Here is a 15,947-nt window from a genome sequence, read left to right on the forward strand (position 1 = left end):
GCGGCAGCCGGCTGTTCCCGCGGGAACCGACCCCTGACCATCGCCGCCCGACCGGTCACCCCGGTTCGCTGCCGCTCTCGATTTCCTTGAAAAGCACGTTCTGATCGAGGAGATAGCGGGCAAAGATCGGCAGACAAGCACCCCCGATCGCCCGCGCCTGCGCGCCGACCGCGCCTTCCAGCAATTCCGGCATGATGACACCCTGCAGGTCGAGACGCCCGACCGCCCGCACGGTCGCCGCCACCAGCCGCGAGCGTACCCAGGCCGGAAAGCCGCCATCGATGACGGCGGCGGAAAAATCGATGATCGACGCGGCCGAAACGATCGCCTGGGCCAGCGCGGTGGCCGCCTCCTCGATCCAGCTTTCCAGCGGCTCGCCGAAATCGATCCAGTCGTCGGCCGAATACCAGAGCGGCTGCGGATCGAGGCCGCGCTGGCGCAGCATATTTTCGAGCACGAAGATCGAGGCGACCTCCAGCAGCTGCTTCGTCTCCCCGCCCCCGCCGCGCACCGGCAGCGATCCCACCGAGCCGGCCGTGCCGGTGCGGCCGACGAACAGGGCAGAATTCAGCACCACGCCGCCGCCGATGAACGAGCCGATGAAGAAATAGACGAAATCCGGATAGGACGGCCCGACTCCGAAGACCAGCTCCGCGCCGCAGGCGCTGGTCGCATCGTTCTGCAGGAAGACCGGATAGGGGACGACGGCGGAAACCGCCGCCTGCAGGTTGAACGACCGCCAGCTGTCCATGGCGCCGGCCGGCGCGCCCACCTCTTCCGCCCAGTTCCACAATTCGAACGGGGCGGCGATGCCGATGCCGGCCAGCCGCCGGCGCTGCTCGCCGGTCATCTGGCGTTCCAGGTCGCGGATACCGGAGGTGATGAACCCCATGATCTCCTGCGGCAGCGGATAGGCATAGGTCTGGTGCAGCTGCAGCCGGATGCGGCCGACGAAATCCATCAGCACCAGGTCGGCGCTGCGCCGGCCGATCTTGACGCCGAAGGAATAGACCGCGTCCGGATTGAGATGCAGCGGGATCGACGGCTGTCCCACCCGGCCGCGCACCGGCGCGCCGCGGATGAGCAGCCCGTCCTTTTCCAGCGACCGCATGATCACCGACACCGTCTGCGCCGAAAGCCCGGTGCGTCTGGCGATCTCGGCCTTCGACTGGCTGCCGTGACGGCGGACGAGCGACAGGACCAGCCGCTCGTTATAGGCGCGCACCCGCACCTGGTTGGCGCCGCCGGTCGGATCGAGCACCGGCAGGGGCGAGGATATGGCGAGACCATCCTCCAGCGACGACATGAATTTTTCCTCCCGCATTGGCTTGCCGCCAGTGCATTATTTTCCGCAACAATGCCACAACGAATTAATAATTCAATTGGATTTATTTATTGACAGGCCGGATTTCGAATGCTCTAAATTGCGGCGTGGAGCAGAGATCCTGATCGGAGGAGGTCTGGACGAGTCCTGATCCAGGCCCGCCTGCGGACTGTGCGACACGACATTTGCCGGGATGCCGGCCTCAAAAACTCTTGGGAGGAGTTCATGAAAAAAACGCTGCTTTCGGCCACTTTCGGTGCCCTGTCTCTGGGCGTCGCCTTCGTCGCACCGGCGCAAGCCGCCGACGTTTCCGCCTGCCTGATCACCAAGACCGACACCAATCCCTTCTTCGTGAAGATGAAGGAGGGTGCGACCGCCAAGGCGCAGGAACTGGGCGTGACGCTGAAATCCTACGCCGGCAAGATCGACGGCGATTCCGAAAGCCAGGTGGCCGCGATCGAAACCTGCATCGCTGACGGTGCCAAGGGCATTCTGATCGCCGCCTCCGACACCAAGGGCATCGTGCCGCAGGTGCAGAAGGCCCGCGAGGCCGGCCTGCTGGTCATCGCGCTCGACACGCCGCTGGAGCCGGCCGATGCCGCCGACGCGACGTTTGCCACCGACAACCTGCTCGCCGGCAAGCTGATCGGCCAGTGGGCGGCGGCAACGCTGGGCGACAAGACCAAGGACGCCAAGGTCGCCTTCCTCGACCTGACGCCGTCGCAGCCGACCGTCGACGTGCTGCGCGACCAGGGCTTCATGATCGGCTTCGGCATCGACCCGAAGGATCCGAACAAGATCGGCGACGAGGACGATCCGCGCATCGTCGGCCATGACATCACCAACGGCAACGAAGAAGGCGGGCGTACCGCCATGGAAAACCTGCTGCAGAAGGACCCGACCATCAACGTCGTGCACACCATCAACGAACCGGCTGCTGCCGGCGCCTATGAAGCGCTGAAGGCCGTCGGCCGCGAGAAGGACGTGCTGATCGTTTCGGTCGACGGCGGTTGCCCCGGCGTCAAGAACGTTGCCGACGGCATTATCGGCGCAACGTCGCAGCAATATCCACTGCTGATGGCAGCGCTCGGCGTCGAGGCGATCAAGAAGTTCGCCGACAGCGGCGAAAAGCCGAAGCCGACCGAAGGCAAGGACTTCTTCGACACCGGCGTTTCGCTGGTCACCGACAAGCCGGTCAGCGGTGTCGAATCGATCGACACCAAGGTCGGCACGGACAAGTGCTGGGGCTAAACCCGGCTTGCGGCCTTTTCACTGGGGGCGGCCTGCCCGCCCCCTCTTTCGCCGCCACCTTTCATTTTGACAAAACGCCTGAACCGTGAGCAGACTTCCCGTCCTGCCATGGCGCACCGTGACCGGCGCGTCCTATGAAAAAGCAGGGATGGGAAGAGGAGCCCATCATAAAAACAACGGTTTATGAGGCGGGAGGAGCTTTCATGAGCGAGCCGACAGCAGTTTCGCAGCCAGCCCAGGAGTTCGAGAAGGTCCTGAGCGACAGTTCGCGGCAACTCGCATCGTTCGATACCGACGACAAGACAGCCATTCAGAAACTGCAGCATTTCCTGCATTCTCATCCGGCCGGCGTGCCGCTGATCGTGCTCCTGTTGTCGATCATCATCTTCGGTTCGATCCTCGGCACGAAGTTTTTCTCGGCTTTCTCGCTGACCCTGATCCTGCAGCAGGTGGCCATCACCGGCATCGTCGGGGCGGCGCAGACGCTGGTGATCCTGACCGCCGGCATCGACCTGTCCGTCGGCGCAATCATGGTGCTGTCGTCGGTGGTCATGGGCCAGTTCGTCTTCCGTCTCGGCATGCCCGTCGAGATCGCCATCCTCTGCGGCTTCGGCGTCGGCGCGCTGTGCGGTTTCGTCAACGGCTGGCTGGTGGCGCGCATGAAGCTGCCGCCCTTCATCGTCACGCTCGGCATGTGGCAGATCGTGCTCGCCTCCAACTTCCTCTATTCCGCCAACGAGACGATCCGCGCACAGGATATCAGCACCACCGCGCCGCTCCTGCAGATCTTCGGCGCCAATATCCGCATCGGCAACGCCGTCTTCACCTACGGCGTCATCGCCATGGTGCTCCTGTCCATCGGCCTCTGGTACGTGCTGAACAAGACCGCCTGGGGCCGCCACGTCTATGCCGTCGGCGACGACCCGGATGCGGCGGAACTCGCCGGCGTCAACGTCAAGAAGATGCTGATGTCGGTCTACGTGCTTTCCGGCCTGATCTGCGCCTTGGCGGGCTGGGCCCTGATCGGCCGCATCGGCTCCGTTTCGCCGACCGCCGGCCAGTTCGCCAACATCGAATCCATCACTGCGGTGGTGATCGGTGGCATCTCTCTGTTCGGCGGACGCGGCTCGATCATGGGCATGCTGTTCGGGGCGCTGATCGTCGGCGTCTTCCAGCTCGGCCTGCGCCTGATCGGCACCGACCCGCAATGGACCTATCTCTTGATCGGCGTGCTGATCATCGCCGCCGTCGCAATCGACCAGTGGATCAGAAAGGTAGCAGGCTGATGGCTTCCGAACCCATTCTCACCGCCCGCGGCATCGTCAAGCGCTACGGCCGGGTGACAGCCCTCGACAATGCCGATTTCGACCTGCACAAGGGCGAAATCCTCGCCGTCATCGGCGACAACGGCGCCGGCAAATCCTCGCTGATCAAGGCGATCTCCGGCGCCATCCGGCCCGACGAAGGCGAGATCCGTCTCGACGGCGAGGTGGTGAACTTCCGCTCGCCGATCGAGGCCCGCAAGGCCGGCATCGAGACAGTGTACCAGAACCTGGCCCTGTCGCCGGCGCTCTCCATCGCCGACAACATGTTCCTCGGCCGCGAGATCCGCAAATCCGGGCCGCTCGGCAAGGTTTTTCGCATGCTCGACCATGCGGCGATGGAAAAGATCGCCCGCGACAAACTCTCCGAACTGGGGCTGATGACCATCCAGAACATCAACCAGGCGGTGGAAACATTGTCCGGCGGCCAGCGCCAGGGCGTGGCGGTGGCACGCGCCGCCGCCTTCGGCTCGAAGCTGATCATCCTCGACGAGCCGACGGCAGCGCTCGGCGTCAAGGAAAGCCGGCGCGTGCTGGAGCTGATCCTCGACGTGCGTTCGCGCGGCCTGCCGATCGTGCTGATCTCGCACAACATGCCGCATGTCTTCGAAGTCGCCGACCGCATCCACATCCATCGTCTCGGCAAGCGGCTTTGCGTCATCAATCCGAAGGATTATACGATGTCGGACGCGGTCGCCTTCATGACCGGCGCAAAGACCCCGCCACCGGAAGCCATGGCAGCCTGAGAATGACATCCGTACCAGAGATCGCGGCGGAGATCCTCCGCCGCAGCGGCGATGCTCCGCGCTTCATCGTCGCCATCGCCGGCCCGCCCGGTGCCGGCAAGTCGACGCTTGCCGATGCCTTGCGCGAAGCGCTTGTCGCCGCCGGCGAAACCGCCGAAGTGCTGCCGATGGACGGCTTCCACATGGACAACGGCATCCTGGAAGCCCGCGGACTGCTACCGCGCAAGGGCGCCCCGGAAACTTTTGACGTCCGCGGCTTTCTCGATATCCTCGAAGCGGTGCGCCGCGCCGACGAGGAGGTGCTGGTGCCGGTGTTCGACCGCTCCCGCGAGATCGCCATCGCCTCGGCCCGCGCCGTGGCGCCGGAAACGCGTTTCGTGCTGGTCGAGGGCAACTACCTGCTGCTCGATGAAGCGCCCTGGTCGAAGCTCGACGGCCGTTTCGATTTTTCGATCTTCGTCGGTCCCGCCTATGACGTGCTGGAGAGCCGCCTGCGCGAACGCTGGGTCTTCTACGGGCTCGACGAACAGGCCATCCAGTGGAAGCTCTACGGCAACGACCTGCCGAACGGCAAACGCATCACCGAAAACTCCCGGGCCGCCGATATCCGCATCGAGATATTCTGACCGCTCGGGCGGCGATCCATTGTTGTGAAGCGGGCCGTCTTGATGGTATCGGAACCGGACGACAGAGCCGGAGCCGACATCATGACCACGCCGATCACCGAACTCACCATCCGCCGCCCCGACGACTGGCACCTGCATCTGCGCGACGGCGCCATGCTGGAAGGCGTGATCGGCGATACCAGCCGGCATTTCGCCCGTGCCATCATCATGCCGAACCTGGTGCCGCCGGTGGTGACGACGGCCGACGCCCGCGCCTATCGCGAGCGGATCATGGCCGCACTGCCGAAAGGCGACCGTTTCGAACCGCTGATGACGCTCTATCTCACCGAACACACCAGCCCCGACGACGTCGAAGACGGCAGGAAGAGCGGCCTGATCACCGCCGTGAAGCTGTATCCCGCCGGTGCCACGACCAACTCCCACGGCGGCGTACGCGATATCGAAAAGGCGATGCCGGTGCTGGAGCGCATGGCGAAGATCGGCCTGCCGCTCTGCGTCCATGGCGAGGTGACGACGCCTGAGGTGGATATCTTCGACCGCGAGGCCGTGTTCATCGACACCGTGCTCGATCCGCTGCGCAAGCGCCTTCCCGAACTCAAGGTCACCATGGAGCATGTGACGACGGCCGACGGCGTCGACTACATCAAATCGGCCGGAAGCAATCTCGCCGGTTCGATCACCACGCATCACCTGATCATCAACCGCAACGCCATCCTGGTCGGCGGCATCAAGCCGCATTATTATTGCCTGCCGGTCGCCAAACGCGAAAACCACCGCCTGGCATTGCGGGCCGCCGCCACCTCCGGCGACGCCCGTTTCTTCCTCGGCACCGATTCCGCCCCGCATGTCGATCCGCTGAAGGAATGCGCCTGCGGTTGCGCCGGCATCTACACCTCGATCAACACGATGAGTTGCCTGGCACACGTCTTCGAAGAGGATGGCGCGCTCGACCGGCTGGAGGCCTTCACCTCGCTGAACGGTCCGGCCTGGTACGGCTTGCCGGCCAACGAGGAAAAGATCACCTTGCGGCGGCACGCGGACGCCGTCTCGTTTCCGGCCAGGATAGAGACCGGTGCCGGTCCCGTCACGGTTTTCGATCCGATGTTTCCGCTGCACTGGTGTGTTGAAGGCTGAGGCCGGTCGAGCCGCAGATAATTTCACCGGCACGCAAGAATATTTTTGGACCCATACACGTTTCCCTCTGGCAATCCACGACGATGCGAATAGTATCGCCGTGGGGAAAATCGATTGTTTTCGCTTAGGGGGAAAATATGTCCTTTACTGAAGCCGTAAGCTCCGCTCTTTCAAAATATGTTGTTTTCTCGGGCCGCGCCAGCCGTTCCGAATATTGGTGGTTCGTCCTTTTCAACATCATCGTCAGCATCGTCGCAGCCGGTGTGGATGCCGCGCTCGGCATCCAGGCGGTCGGTGCACTCGTCTCGCTCGCGCTGTTGCTTCCCGGCATTGCCGTCGGCGTGCGTCGCCTTCACGATATCGACAAGAGCGGCTGGTGGCTGCTGATCGCTTTCGTTCCGCTGATCGGCTTCATCGTGCTGATCTATTTCTTCGTGCAGCCAAGCCAGCCCGGCGACAACCGTTTCGGCCCGCCGCCGGCCTGAAGCTGACGGCGTTCCATCCGAACCCGTTTTCAGCAGATGCGGTTCGCACCGCATCTGCCTGACGTTTGGGCGTCTGCTCCTGCGGGCCTGAGAGACGATAAATTCCCGCTCTTGCGGCTGGAAACCTCCTGCGTCACCTGCTATGCGCAACGGAACCAGACGAAGGAGAGCGCCGATGTTCCAGACGATTTTCCCCGAACGTGCCGTGATGGCCGAACTGATGGCGAAGATGCTCTGGGAGATCAAGGCGGTGCATTTTGCCGCCGACAAGCCTTACAAGCTGTCCTCCGGCATGATGAGCCCGGTTTATATCGACTGCCGCAAGCTGCTCTCCTATCCGCGCATCCGCTCGACGATCATGGACTTCGCCGCCAGCACGCTGCTGCGCGACGCCGGCTTCGAGCAGTTCGACGTCATCGCCGGCGGCGAAACAGCGGGCATTCCCTTTGCCGCCCTGCTGGCCGAACGGCTCGGCCTGCCGATGATCTACGTGCGCAAGCAGCCGAAAGGCCATGGCCGCAACGCCCAGATCGAAGGCCATATGCCTGAAGGCGCCCGCGTGCTGGTCATCGAGGACCTGACGACGGCGGGCGGCAGCATGTTCAACTTCATTGATGCCATTCGCGCTGCCGGCGGCGTTGTCGAGCACGGCATCGCGCTGTTCTATTACGGCATCTTCCCTGAAGCCGTCGCCCGCTTCGAGACCGGCGGCGTGGCCCTGCACCATATCGCCACCTGGCGCGACGTGCTCGCTGCCGCGCGCAGCAAGGCGTTGTTCGACGACAAGACGCTGAAGGAGGTCGAAGCCTTCCTCGATGCGCCGCTCGCCTGGTCGGGCCGCAACGGCGGCGTCAGCACACTGTAACGCCGGCCGAAATCCTGCTGGCTTTCGGCATGCAAATAAATTAAATCGATTGAATGACGGCATGAACGGGAGGCGGGAATGATCATCTGCTGTGGCGAGGCGCTGATAGACATGCTGCCGCGCGAAACGACGCTCAGTGAAAAGGGCTTTGCCCCCTATGCCGGCGGCGCCATCTTCAACACGGCGATCGCGCTCGGCCGCCTCGGCATCGAGACCGGCTTCTTCACCGGCCTTTCCGACGACATGATGGGCGACATCCTGCGCGAGACGCTGGCGGCCAGCAATGTCGATTCCAGCTTCTGCGCCATCTCCGGCCGTCCGACGACCATCGCCTTCGTCAAGCTGGTCAATGGCCAGGCGACCTATGCCTTCTACGACGAAGGCACCGCCGGCCGGTTGATCACCGAGGCCGACCTGCCTGCCCTCGGCGAGGATTGCGAGGCGATGCATTTCGGCGCCATCAGCCTGATCCCGGAACCGTGCGGCAGTACCTATGAAGCGCTGATGAGCCGCGAGCACCGGAAGCGCGTCATCTCCTTCGATCCCAATATCCGCCCGGGCTTCATCAAGGACAAGCCGAAACACCTCGAGCGCATGCGTCGCATGGCGGCGATGTCCGACATCATCAAGTTTTCCGACGAAGACCTCGACTGGTTCGGCCTCGAAGGCGATCATGATGCGCTGGCAACCCACTGGCTGAAGCAGGGCGCCAAACTCGTGGTGCTGACGCGCGGTGCCGAGGGGGCGACGGGCTATACGGCATCCTTCAAGGTGTCGGTGCCCAGCGAACGCGTCACCGTCGTCGATACGGTCGGGGCCGGCGATACCTTTGACGCCGGCATTCTCGCATCGCTGAAAATGCAGGATCTGCTGACCAAGGCCAAAGTGGCGGCACTTTCCGAAGACGCTGTCCGTCAGGCGCTTGCCCTCGGTGCCAAGGCCGCCGCCGTCACCGTTTCCCGCGCCGGCGCCAATCCGCCCTTCGCCCGCGAGATCGGGCTTTAAGCTTCCAACAAAAAAAGGCGGCCCGAAGGCCGCCCCAAGTCTCCTGGGAAAATTGTCTCCTGGGAAAAGTCTTACTTGGCGTTCGGGTTCGGCATCCAGGCCGGCATGGCGACGTCGGCGTGGGCGAATTGCGGCAGCTTGGCGCCGAGTTCTTCCATGCTCTTGATATCGTTGTCGATCAGGTCTTTCTGGGTGATCAGCGTCGGCGGAACGATGACGCTCTTGCCCGGATCTTCGCCGGCGAGCAGCATGGCGAGCGCACGGACGGAAACCTGGCCGACGACGGCCGGATTGGTTGCAGCCGTCGCAGCCCAAGCCGAACCCGGTTCGCGCATGGCGGCGATATCCGAGGTCGAGATGTCGGCCGAATAGATCTTGACGCTGGAAGACAGGCCGGCTTCGTCGACGGCGATCTTCACGCCCTTGGCGAATTCGTCATAAGGCGCGAACATCACGGTGATGTCGGGGTTGGCCGAAACCACCGAACGGGCCTGGTTGGCGACCGAGTTGGCGATCGGGTTGTCCATCGTGCCGAACATCGCGGCTTCGTTGATGCCCGGATACTTCTTCTTGAATTCCTTCCAGGTCTCGTCGCGGCGGTCGAGCGGCGCGATGCCGGCGACGTAGACGTAACCGGCCTTCCAGCTTTCGCCGTTGTCCTTGATCGCCTGCTCGAGAGCGAGGCGGGCGAGGTCACGGTCGGACTGCTCGATCTGCGGGATCTTGTCGTTCTCGACGTTGACGTCGAAGGCGACGACCTTGATGCCGGCGTCAACGGCGCGCTGTGCCGCTTCCTTCATCGATTCCGTCAGGCCATGCTGGATGATGATGCCCTGGACGCCGAGCGCGATCGCCTGGTCGACCATGTCGGCCTGCAGGGCGGCATCCTGGCGGCTGTCGAGCACGCGCAGGTCGACGCCGAGCGCCTTTGCCTGGGCTTCGACGCCGGCGAGGTAGGACTGGAAGAAGTCACCGGTCGACAGGTAACGCACCAGGGCGATCTTCACGTCGCCGGGCTTGTCGAAGGGAGCCGGCATGTCGGCGGCGAAAGCGACGCCGCCCAGCGCCGAAGCGCCGATGAGGCCGAGTGTCAGTTTTCCAAGCAGTCTGCGCGTAATCGTCATAGGGCTCCTCCACATTAGACGTTCTGTTTGTTGATAGTTCCTTGAGGCCTCTTCCCGCCTTAGCGTTTGCGCTGCGACAGCGCGAAGGTGAAGACGAGGGCAACCACCAGGACACCGCCCTTGACGAAGTCCTGGGTATAATAAGGCGCATTCATCATCGTCAGGCCCTGCAGCAGCACGCCGACGAAGAGGGCGCCGATGGCGGTGCCGAAGGCATTCGGCTTGGCGGCGCCGAGCACGGCAAAACCGATGAGCGCTGCGGCGACGGAATCGAGCAGCAGGTTGTTGCCCGAGGCGATGTCGCCGCGGCCAAGGCGGGCGGCGAGCAGGATGCCGCCGATCGAGGCGAAGACGCCCGAGATCACATAGGCGCTGATCTTGTAGGAATTGACCGGCGCACCGGCCAGCGCCGCCGCCCGCTCGTTCGAACCGACGGCATACATCATGCGGCCGAAGCGGGTATATTCGAGGAAGAACCAGATCAGGATGGCGAGCACGATCAGCACCACCACCGACACCGGCAGCAGGTTCGGCAGGATGAGATCGAAGCGATGGCGGCCGAGCGCCAGAAAGGCGGGCGAGAAGGTGCCGTTGGCGACCGTTCCGTCCGGCAGCGACATGCCGGTGGCGATCGAGCGACCTTCGGTCGGAATGCGCTGCAGGCCGACGAGCAGGAACATCATACCGAGCGTGGCAAGCAGGTCGGGCACACGCATGTAGACGATCAGGAAACCGTTGATCAGGCCGACGACGATGCCGATGAGGATGCAGACCAGCGTCGCCGTCAAGGCATCGCCGCCCATCACCACCATGACGTAGGACGAGGCCATCATCGCCGTCGTGGCGACGGAGCCGATCGACAGGTCGAAACCGCCGACGACCAGCGTCGCCGTGACGCCGAGCGCCAGGATGCCGGTGATCGACACCGACTGCAGGATGAAGACGGCGCTCTGCGGCGAAGCGAAGCCGTTCGTCGAGATGCAGAAGAACAGGATGAGGCCGAGCAGCAGGACGAGGAAGCCGTATTTGATGGCGATTTCGCGTGCCGACATGCCCGGCGCCGTCTGCGCCGTATTCGTCACGGTGACCGAAGTCTTCGACTGTTCCATACTCATTCAACCAACCATCTGATGCTGACCGGCAATTTCGGCCAGAAGCTTATCCACGTTGATGCCGGCATTGCGATGCTCGCCGACGATCGTTTGTTCCGACATCACCAGAATGCGATCGGCAATCTCGAAGGCCTCGTCGAGCTCGGTCAGGAAGACCAGCGTCGCGCGGCCGTTTGCCGATGCCCTGAGCTTGGCTGCGATGTCGCGCCGGGCGGCGATGTCGACGCCCTGGAAGGGTTCGTCGAGGATCAGCATCCGCGAGGCCTGCGTCAGCCAGCGGCCGACCATGACCTTCTGCTGGTTGCCGCCCGACAGCGTGTTCATCTCGTCGCGCTCGCTGCGGCAGACGACACCGAGCGAGGCAATCTGCGTGCGGGCGAGATTGCGTTCGCCACGGCGATTGGTGACGCCGAAATTCGAGATGCGTTTCAGGAAGGGCAGGCTGATGTTTTCATAAATATTAAAACCCGGCACGATGCCGTTTTCGCCGCGGTCCTTGGCGACCAGGAAAACGCCCTTTTCGATGGCCTGGCGGGTCGTCTTCGGCGCGTATGCCTTGCCATCCAGCGTCATGGCGCCGCCGGCGGGCTGGCGGGCGCCGAAGAGGGTTTCGGCCAGAGCGGTCTTGCCGACGCCGACGAGACCGGTGATGACCACCACCTCGCCATCGCCGAGCGTCAGGGAGAAGGGCCGGGAATTGGCCGCCAGCTGCAGGTTTTCCGCCTTGAGCACGGGCGCCGTGGCCGTCTGCACGACGATTTCGCCGGCGCTGACCTTCTTGCCGAGCATGGCGTTGACGGCACCTTCGTAATCCAGCTCCGGACCTTCGAAGACACCGGTGATGCGGCCGTCGCGCAGGCTGACGATGGTATCGGCCAGCCGGCGGATATCGGACATGCGATGCGATATATAAAGTATGGCGACGCCGCGGGCGCGCAGGCGCTCGACTACCTCGAACAACCGGTCGGCTTCGGCCGATGACAGCGAGGAGGTTGGCTCGTCGAGGATCAACACCTTCGGCTCATGCGCCATGGCGCGGGCAATCGCCACCATCTGCCGGTCGGCAAGCGAAAGATCGGTGATGCTGGCGGAAAGATCGATGCTCAGCCCCATGCGGTCGGCGACGGCCTTGGCCTCGCGACGGACGCGGCGGGGATTGAAGATCAAGGGGGCGCCCTTGCCGTTCAGGCGATCGAGCGTCAGGTTCGTCGCGACATCGAGATCGGCGACGACGCCGTCATTGATGTTCTGGTGCACGGTGACGACGCCGGCTCGAATGGCCTCGGCGGGGGTCGAGGGCGCAAAATCCTTGCCGGCCAGCGTGATACGGCCCGCATCCCGGTCATAGACGCCGCTGACGATACGGACGAGCGTGGATTTGCCGGCACCATTGGCACCCATGAGCACGGTGACCGCACCGGCACGCAACTCCAGATCGACGCCGCCCAACACCTGGACCGGCCCGAACGACTTGCGCAGATCGTCTACGCGGAAAACCGCCTCTTGCACCATATGCTCCTCCCGTATCGTCATCTAGGACGGCATCTAATCAAATGTCAAGCCCATTGACATTTGACAGAATGCTGTCCTACGAAAAGAAATATCAAGGCGTGCCGCGTCCCCGATTGCCGCATGCCACGACGGGAGGAATAAGACAAATGAGCGTATTCGAGGCATTGAATGCCGAGACGCTGCCGGTGCGCCTCGGCAGCAACCAGGCCCTCACGGATCGTATCGGCGAAGACACCGGCAGCTGGAAGGTACGCGAAGTCGGCGACGGCAATTTGAACCTCGTCTTCATTGTCGAGGGCTCCAGGGGCAGCGTCATCGTCAAGCAGGCGCTGCCTTATGTGCGTCTCGTCGGCGAGAGCTGGCCGCTGCCGCTGAAGCGGTCCTATTTCGAATATCATGCGCTGGTGCGCCAGGCGGAGCGCGATCCCGGCATGGTGCCGGACGTGCTGTTCTTCGATCGCGAACAGGCGATTATCGTCATGGAATTCCTGACGCCGCACATCATCCTGCGCCGCGCGCTGATCGAAGGCCAGCAGCTGCCGCGCATCGCCTCCGATCTCGGGCTGTTCCTGGCGCGCACGCTGTTTCGCGGTTCCGACCTTGCGATGGAGACGCGCAAGCGCAAGGAAGACGTGGCGCTGTTTGCAGACAATGTCGAACTCTGCGACATCACCGAAAACCTCGTCTTCTCCGATCCCTATTACGAAGCCAAGCTGAACCACCATACGACGCCGCAGCTCGACGGCATCGTCGCGGAGCTGCGCGCCGACCGCGACCTGAAGGTCGAGGCGCAGCGGCTGAAGCACCTGTTCGCCGCCAATGCCGAGACGCTGCTGCACGGCGACCTGCACACCGGTTCCGTCATGGTCACGCCGCAGGAAACCAAGGTCATCGATCCGGAATTCGCCTTCTACGGGCCAATGGCCTTCGATGTCGGCATGCTGCTGGCCAATTTCTGGATGGCCTATTTTTCGCAATCCGGCCATGAAAAGGACGGCGACCGCGAGAGCATGCGCGAATACCTGCTCGATGTCGTCATCGATATCTGGGATGTCTTCCGCGACGAATTCGCCCGCCTGTGGCGCAACGAGCGCAAGGGCATTCTCTACCAGGCCGCCCTCTTCGAAGACCGCGGCGACAGCCTGGGCGCTGAACAGGCCCTCGATGAAGTGCTGCAATCGATCTGGGTCGACATGCTCGGGTTTGCCGGTGTCGAGATGCACCGCCGCATCCTCGGCCTCGCCCACAATGCCGATTTTGAAACCATCGCGGACGCCGACCAACGCGCCCGTTGCGAAACCAAGGCGCTCAAGCTCGGGCGCCACCTCGCCGTCAACCGCCGCAAGATCCACAGCGTGGCTGAGATCAATGCGCTGGCCGAACGGCTCGAACAGGAGATAGTCGCTTGAAAGTCGGAGATCGCCACTACCGCACCATCTGGCTGAACGAAGACGGCCGTTCCGTCGACGTCATCGACCAGCGCTGGCTGCCCCACGAATTCCGCGTCGTGACGCTGAAAACCCTCGACGATGTCGCCGTCGCCATCCGCGACATGTGGATCCGCGGCGCGCCGCTGATCGGCGTCACCGCCGCCTACGGCGTCGCCATCGCCATGCTCTCGGATGCGAGCGACGAAGCGCTGGACGCCGTCTGGGAGGTTCTGCACGAAACCCGGCCGACCGCCATCAACCTGCGCTGGGCGCTGGACGAGATGCGCACGTTCCTGCGCAAGGTGCCGGTGTCCGACCGCGCCGCAGCCGCCTACAAAAAGGCCGGCGAAATCGCCGAGGAAGACATCCAGCTCAACCGCTCGATCGGCGCCAACGGCCTGAAGGTGATCCGCGAGATCGCCGCCCGCAAGAAGCCGGGCGAGCCGGTGAACATCCTCACCCATTGCAATGCCGGTTGGCTGGCGACCGTCGATTACGGCACCGCCACCGCGCCGATCTACATGGCGGTCGAGGACGGCATCAAGGTCCACGTCTATGTCGACGAGACCCGCCCGCGCAACCAGGGCGCCCAGCTGACCGCCTGGGAGATGAACGGCCACGGCGTGCCGCACACGCTGATCGTCGACAATGCCGGCGGCCACCTGATGCAGCATGGCGACGTCGACATGGTGATCGTCGGCACCGACCGCACCACGGCGAACGGCGACGTCTGCAACAAGATCGGCACCTACCTCAAGGCGCTCGCCGCCAAGGACAACAACGTGCCCTTCTACGTCGCCCTGCCCTCGCCGACCATCGACTGGACGGTGCATGACGGCGTCAGGGAAATCCCGATCGAGGAGCGCAACAGCGACGAGGTGACCTTCGTGCAGGGGCGCAACGGCGACGGCTCGATTTCGACGGTGCGCGTCTCGCCGGAGGGCAGCCCGGCCGCCAACCCGGCCTTCGACGTCACCCCGGCCCGCCTGATCACCGGCCTCATCACCGAGCGCGGCATTGCAAAAGCCTCGCCCGAAGGCCTGAAAGACATGTTCCCCGAACGGAGCTGAACCCATGACCCTCTCGAACCAGCAGAAGACGGAAGACGTCGCCGCCGGCATTCGCAAGCGCGTCTTCCTGCATACGATGCGCAACAATGGCGGCTATCTGAGCCAGGCCTGCTCGGCGGCGGAAAGCCTCGCCTTTCTCTACAACGAAGCGCTGAAACTCGGCGAACCGACGCTGCCCAAGGTGCCGCTGCCCTTTGCCGGCGCGCCCTCGGCGCACAATCCGGATGCCTTCACCGGCGCCGGCTACCACGGCCCCTTCGCGCCGGAATACGACCGCTTCATCATCTCGCCGGCGCACTACGCCCTCGTCATCTATTCCGCCCTCATCCAGATGGGCCGGATGGACGAGCATGCGCTCGACCATTTCAACCGTGACGGCGGCTCGGTCGAGATGATCGGCGCCGAGCACAGCCCCGGCATGGAAGTGACGACGGGTTCGCTGGCGCAGGGTCTCTCCATGGCCGCCGGCGTCGCCTGGGCGCGCAAGAAGAAGGGCGAACCCGGCAAGGTCTGGGTCTACATGTCGGACGGCGAATTCCAGGAAGGCCAGACGTGGGAATGCCTGGCGGCAATGAGCTACCACGGCATCGACAACATCCGCGTCGTCGTCGACGTCAACCGCCAGCAATGCGACGGAGCCATGTCCTCGGTGCTCGACCTCGGCGATCTTCCGGCCCGCGTCTCCTCCTTCGGCGTCACCTGCCGCTCCATCGACGGGCACGACCTCGACGCCTTCCGCACGGCGGCCGAAAGCGCCGAGCCTGGCAAGCCGCTGATCATCCTCGCCAACACCTCGCCCTTCCAGGGCATGGAATTCCTCAAGAAGCGGTTCCCGCGGCTGCACTACGTGCGCTTCAAATCCGCCGAGGAACGCCAGGAAATGCAGACCGCCATCGCCGCCGAACTGGGCGTCGACGAAGCCGAAATCGCGAGGGCCTGAT

At 63.8% G+C, this 15,947-nt stretch carries 15 protein-coding genes; 11 read left to right on the forward strand and 4 right to left on the reverse strand.

Annotation, left to right across the window (positions count from 1 at the left end; all coding sequences use genetic code 11):
* Positions 1-55: 55 nt before the first annotated feature.
* On the reverse strand, positions 56-1,306 hold the full coding sequence (locus tag DEM27_RS10885) for an ROK family transcriptional regulator (RefSeq protein WP_109458649.1): 1,251 nt from the start codon (positions 1,304-1,306) through the stop codon (positions 56-58).
* 243 nt (positions 1,307-1,549) lie between these two features.
* Between DEM27_RS10885 and DEM27_RS10890 the strand changes: the two genes are divergently transcribed.
* The 8 genes from DEM27_RS10890 to DEM27_RS10925 all read left to right on the forward strand — a co-directional run bounded on the left by DEM27_RS10890 (position 1,550) and on the right by DEM27_RS10925 (position 8,758).
* Positions 1,550-2,575, forward strand: coding sequence for a sugar ABC transporter substrate-binding protein (locus tag DEM27_RS10890; RefSeq protein ID WP_109458267.1), 1,026 nt, complete (start codon positions 1,550-1,552; stop codon positions 2,573-2,575).
* Positions 2,576-2,778: 203 nt separating this feature from the next.
* Entirely contained in the window at positions 2,779-3,861 is a 1,083-nt protein-coding gene (locus tag DEM27_RS10895; protein ID WP_109458268.1) for an ABC transporter permease, read from the forward strand.
* Entirely contained in the window at positions 3,861-4,643 is a 783-nt protein-coding gene (locus DEM27_RS10900; protein WP_109458269.1) for an ATP-binding cassette domain-containing protein, read from the forward strand. The genes DEM27_RS10895 and DEM27_RS10900 overlap by 1 nt, the downstream gene beginning before the upstream one ends.
* Before the next feature lie 2 nt (positions 4,644-4,645).
* Entirely contained in the window at positions 4,646-5,269 is a 624-nt protein-coding gene (locus DEM27_RS10905; RefSeq protein ID WP_109458270.1) for a nucleoside triphosphate hydrolase, read from the forward strand.
* 93 nt (positions 5,270-5,362) lie between these two features.
* On the forward strand, positions 5,363-6,403 hold the full coding sequence (gene pyrC, locus DEM27_RS10910) for a dihydroorotase (protein WP_109458650.1): 1,041 nt from the start codon (positions 5,363-5,365) through the stop codon (positions 6,401-6,403).
* 137 nt (positions 6,404-6,540) lie between these two features.
* Positions 6,541-6,888, forward strand: coding sequence for a DUF805 domain-containing protein (locus DEM27_RS10915; RefSeq protein WP_109458271.1), 348 nt, complete (start codon positions 6,541-6,543; stop codon positions 6,886-6,888).
* A 175-nt stretch (positions 6,889-7,063) separates the two neighbouring features.
* A complete protein-coding gene (locus DEM27_RS10920; RefSeq protein ID WP_109458272.1) occupies positions 7,064-7,753 on the forward strand; it encodes an orotate phosphoribosyltransferase in 690 nt (229 codons plus the stop codon).
* 78 nt (positions 7,754-7,831) lie between these two features.
* Positions 7,832-8,758: a carbohydrate kinase family protein gene (locus tag DEM27_RS10925; RefSeq protein ID WP_109458273.1), complete on the forward strand. Its 927-nt coding sequence runs from the start codon at positions 7,832-7,834 to the stop codon at positions 8,756-8,758.
* Positions 8,759-8,829: 71 nt separating this feature from the next.
* On the opposite strand, the gene DEM27_RS10930 is transcribed toward DEM27_RS10925, so the two are convergent.
* The 3 genes from DEM27_RS10930 to DEM27_RS10940 are packed head-to-tail and all read right to left on the reverse strand — an operon-like array spanning position 8,830 to position 12,506.
* Positions 8,830-9,882 carry a substrate-binding domain-containing protein gene (locus tag DEM27_RS10930; protein WP_109458274.1) on the reverse strand — a complete coding sequence of 351 codons (1,053 nt, stop codon included), beginning with the start codon at positions 9,880-9,882 and terminating at the stop codon, positions 8,830-8,832.
* 59 nt (positions 9,883-9,941) lie between these two features.
* Positions 9,942-10,997, reverse strand: a complete 1,056-nt coding sequence (locus DEM27_RS10935) for an ABC transporter permease (protein ID WP_109458275.1) — start codon at positions 10,995-10,997, stop codon at positions 9,942-9,944.
* A complete protein-coding gene (locus DEM27_RS10940; protein ID WP_109458276.1) occupies positions 10,998-12,506 on the reverse strand; it encodes a sugar ABC transporter ATP-binding protein in 1,509 nt (502 codons plus the stop codon). It lies immediately after the preceding gene.
* Between the two features lie 146 nt (positions 12,507-12,652).
* Here DEM27_RS10940 and mtnK point away from each other — a divergent pair, with 146 nt between their 5' ends.
* The 3 genes from mtnK to DEM27_RS10955 are packed head-to-tail and all read left to right on the forward strand — an operon-like array spanning position 12,653 to position 15,946.
* Positions 12,653-13,915, forward strand: coding sequence for an S-methyl-5-thioribose kinase (mtnK, locus tag DEM27_RS10945; RefSeq protein WP_109458277.1), 1,263 nt, complete (start codon positions 12,653-12,655; stop codon positions 13,913-13,915).
* Positions 13,912-15,006, forward strand: a complete 1,095-nt coding sequence (gene mtnA / locus DEM27_RS10950) for an S-methyl-5-thioribose-1-phosphate isomerase (RefSeq protein WP_109458278.1) — start codon at positions 13,912-13,914, stop codon at positions 15,004-15,006. The genes mtnK and mtnA overlap by 4 nt, the downstream gene beginning before the upstream one ends.
* 4 nt (positions 15,007-15,010) lie before the next feature.
* Entirely contained in the window at positions 15,011-15,946 is a 936-nt protein-coding gene (locus tag DEM27_RS10955; RefSeq protein WP_109458279.1) for a transketolase, read from the forward strand.
* Position 15,947: the final 1 nt, after the last annotated feature.

Origin of the sequence: Rhizobium album, from assembly GCF_003122325.1 — a bacterium.
GTDB classification, from domain to species: Bacteria; Pseudomonadota; Alphaproteobacteria; order Rhizobiales; family Rhizobiaceae; genus Metarhizobium; species Metarhizobium album.

Excerpts from the sequence above, each read along its gene's own strand:
- DEM27_RS10900 (WP_109458269.1), top strand. The coding sequence starts at position 3,861 with ATGGCTTCCGAACCCATTCTCACCGCCCGCGGCATCGTCAAGCGCTAC.
- DEM27_RS10940 (WP_109458276.1), bottom strand. The coding sequence starts at position 12,506 with ATGGTGCAAGAGGCGGTTTTCCGCGTAGACGATCTGCGCAAGTCGTTC.
- DEM27_RS10890 (WP_109458267.1), top strand. The coding sequence starts at position 1,550 with ATGAAAAAAACGCTGCTTTCGGCCACTTTCGGTGCCCTGTCTCTGGGC.
- DEM27_RS10885 (WP_109458649.1), bottom strand. The coding sequence starts at position 1,306 with ATGTCGTCGCTGGAGGATGGTCTCGCCATATCCTCGCCCCTGCCGGTG.
- DEM27_RS10955 (WP_109458279.1), top strand. The coding sequence starts at position 15,011 with ATGACCCTCTCGAACCAGCAGAAGACGGAAGACGTCGCCGCCGGCATT.
- DEM27_RS10895 (WP_109458268.1), top strand. The coding sequence starts at position 2,779 with ATGAGCGAGCCGACAGCAGTTTCGCAGCCAGCCCAGGAGTTCGAGAAG.
- DEM27_RS10930 (WP_109458274.1), bottom strand. The coding sequence starts at position 9,882 with ATGACGATTACGCGCAGACTGCTTGGAAAACTGACACTCGGCCTCATC.
- DEM27_RS10925 (WP_109458273.1), top strand. The coding sequence starts at position 7,832 with ATGATCATCTGCTGTGGCGAGGCGCTGATAGACATGCTGCCGCGCGAA.
- DEM27_RS10915 (WP_109458271.1), top strand. The coding sequence starts at position 6,541 with ATGTCCTTTACTGAAGCCGTAAGCTCCGCTCTTTCAAAATATGTTGTT.
- mtnK (WP_109458277.1), top strand. The coding sequence starts at position 12,653 with ATGAGCGTATTCGAGGCATTGAATGCCGAGACGCTGCCGGTGCGCCTC.
- DEM27_RS10920 (WP_109458272.1), top strand. The coding sequence starts at position 7,064 with ATGTTCCAGACGATTTTCCCCGAACGTGCCGTGATGGCCGAACTGATG.
- DEM27_RS10935 (WP_109458275.1), bottom strand. The coding sequence starts at position 10,997 with ATGAGTATGGAACAGTCGAAGACTTCGGTCACCGTGACGAATACGGCG.
- DEM27_RS10905 (WP_109458270.1), top strand. The coding sequence starts at position 4,646 with ATGACATCCGTACCAGAGATCGCGGCGGAGATCCTCCGCCGCAGCGGC.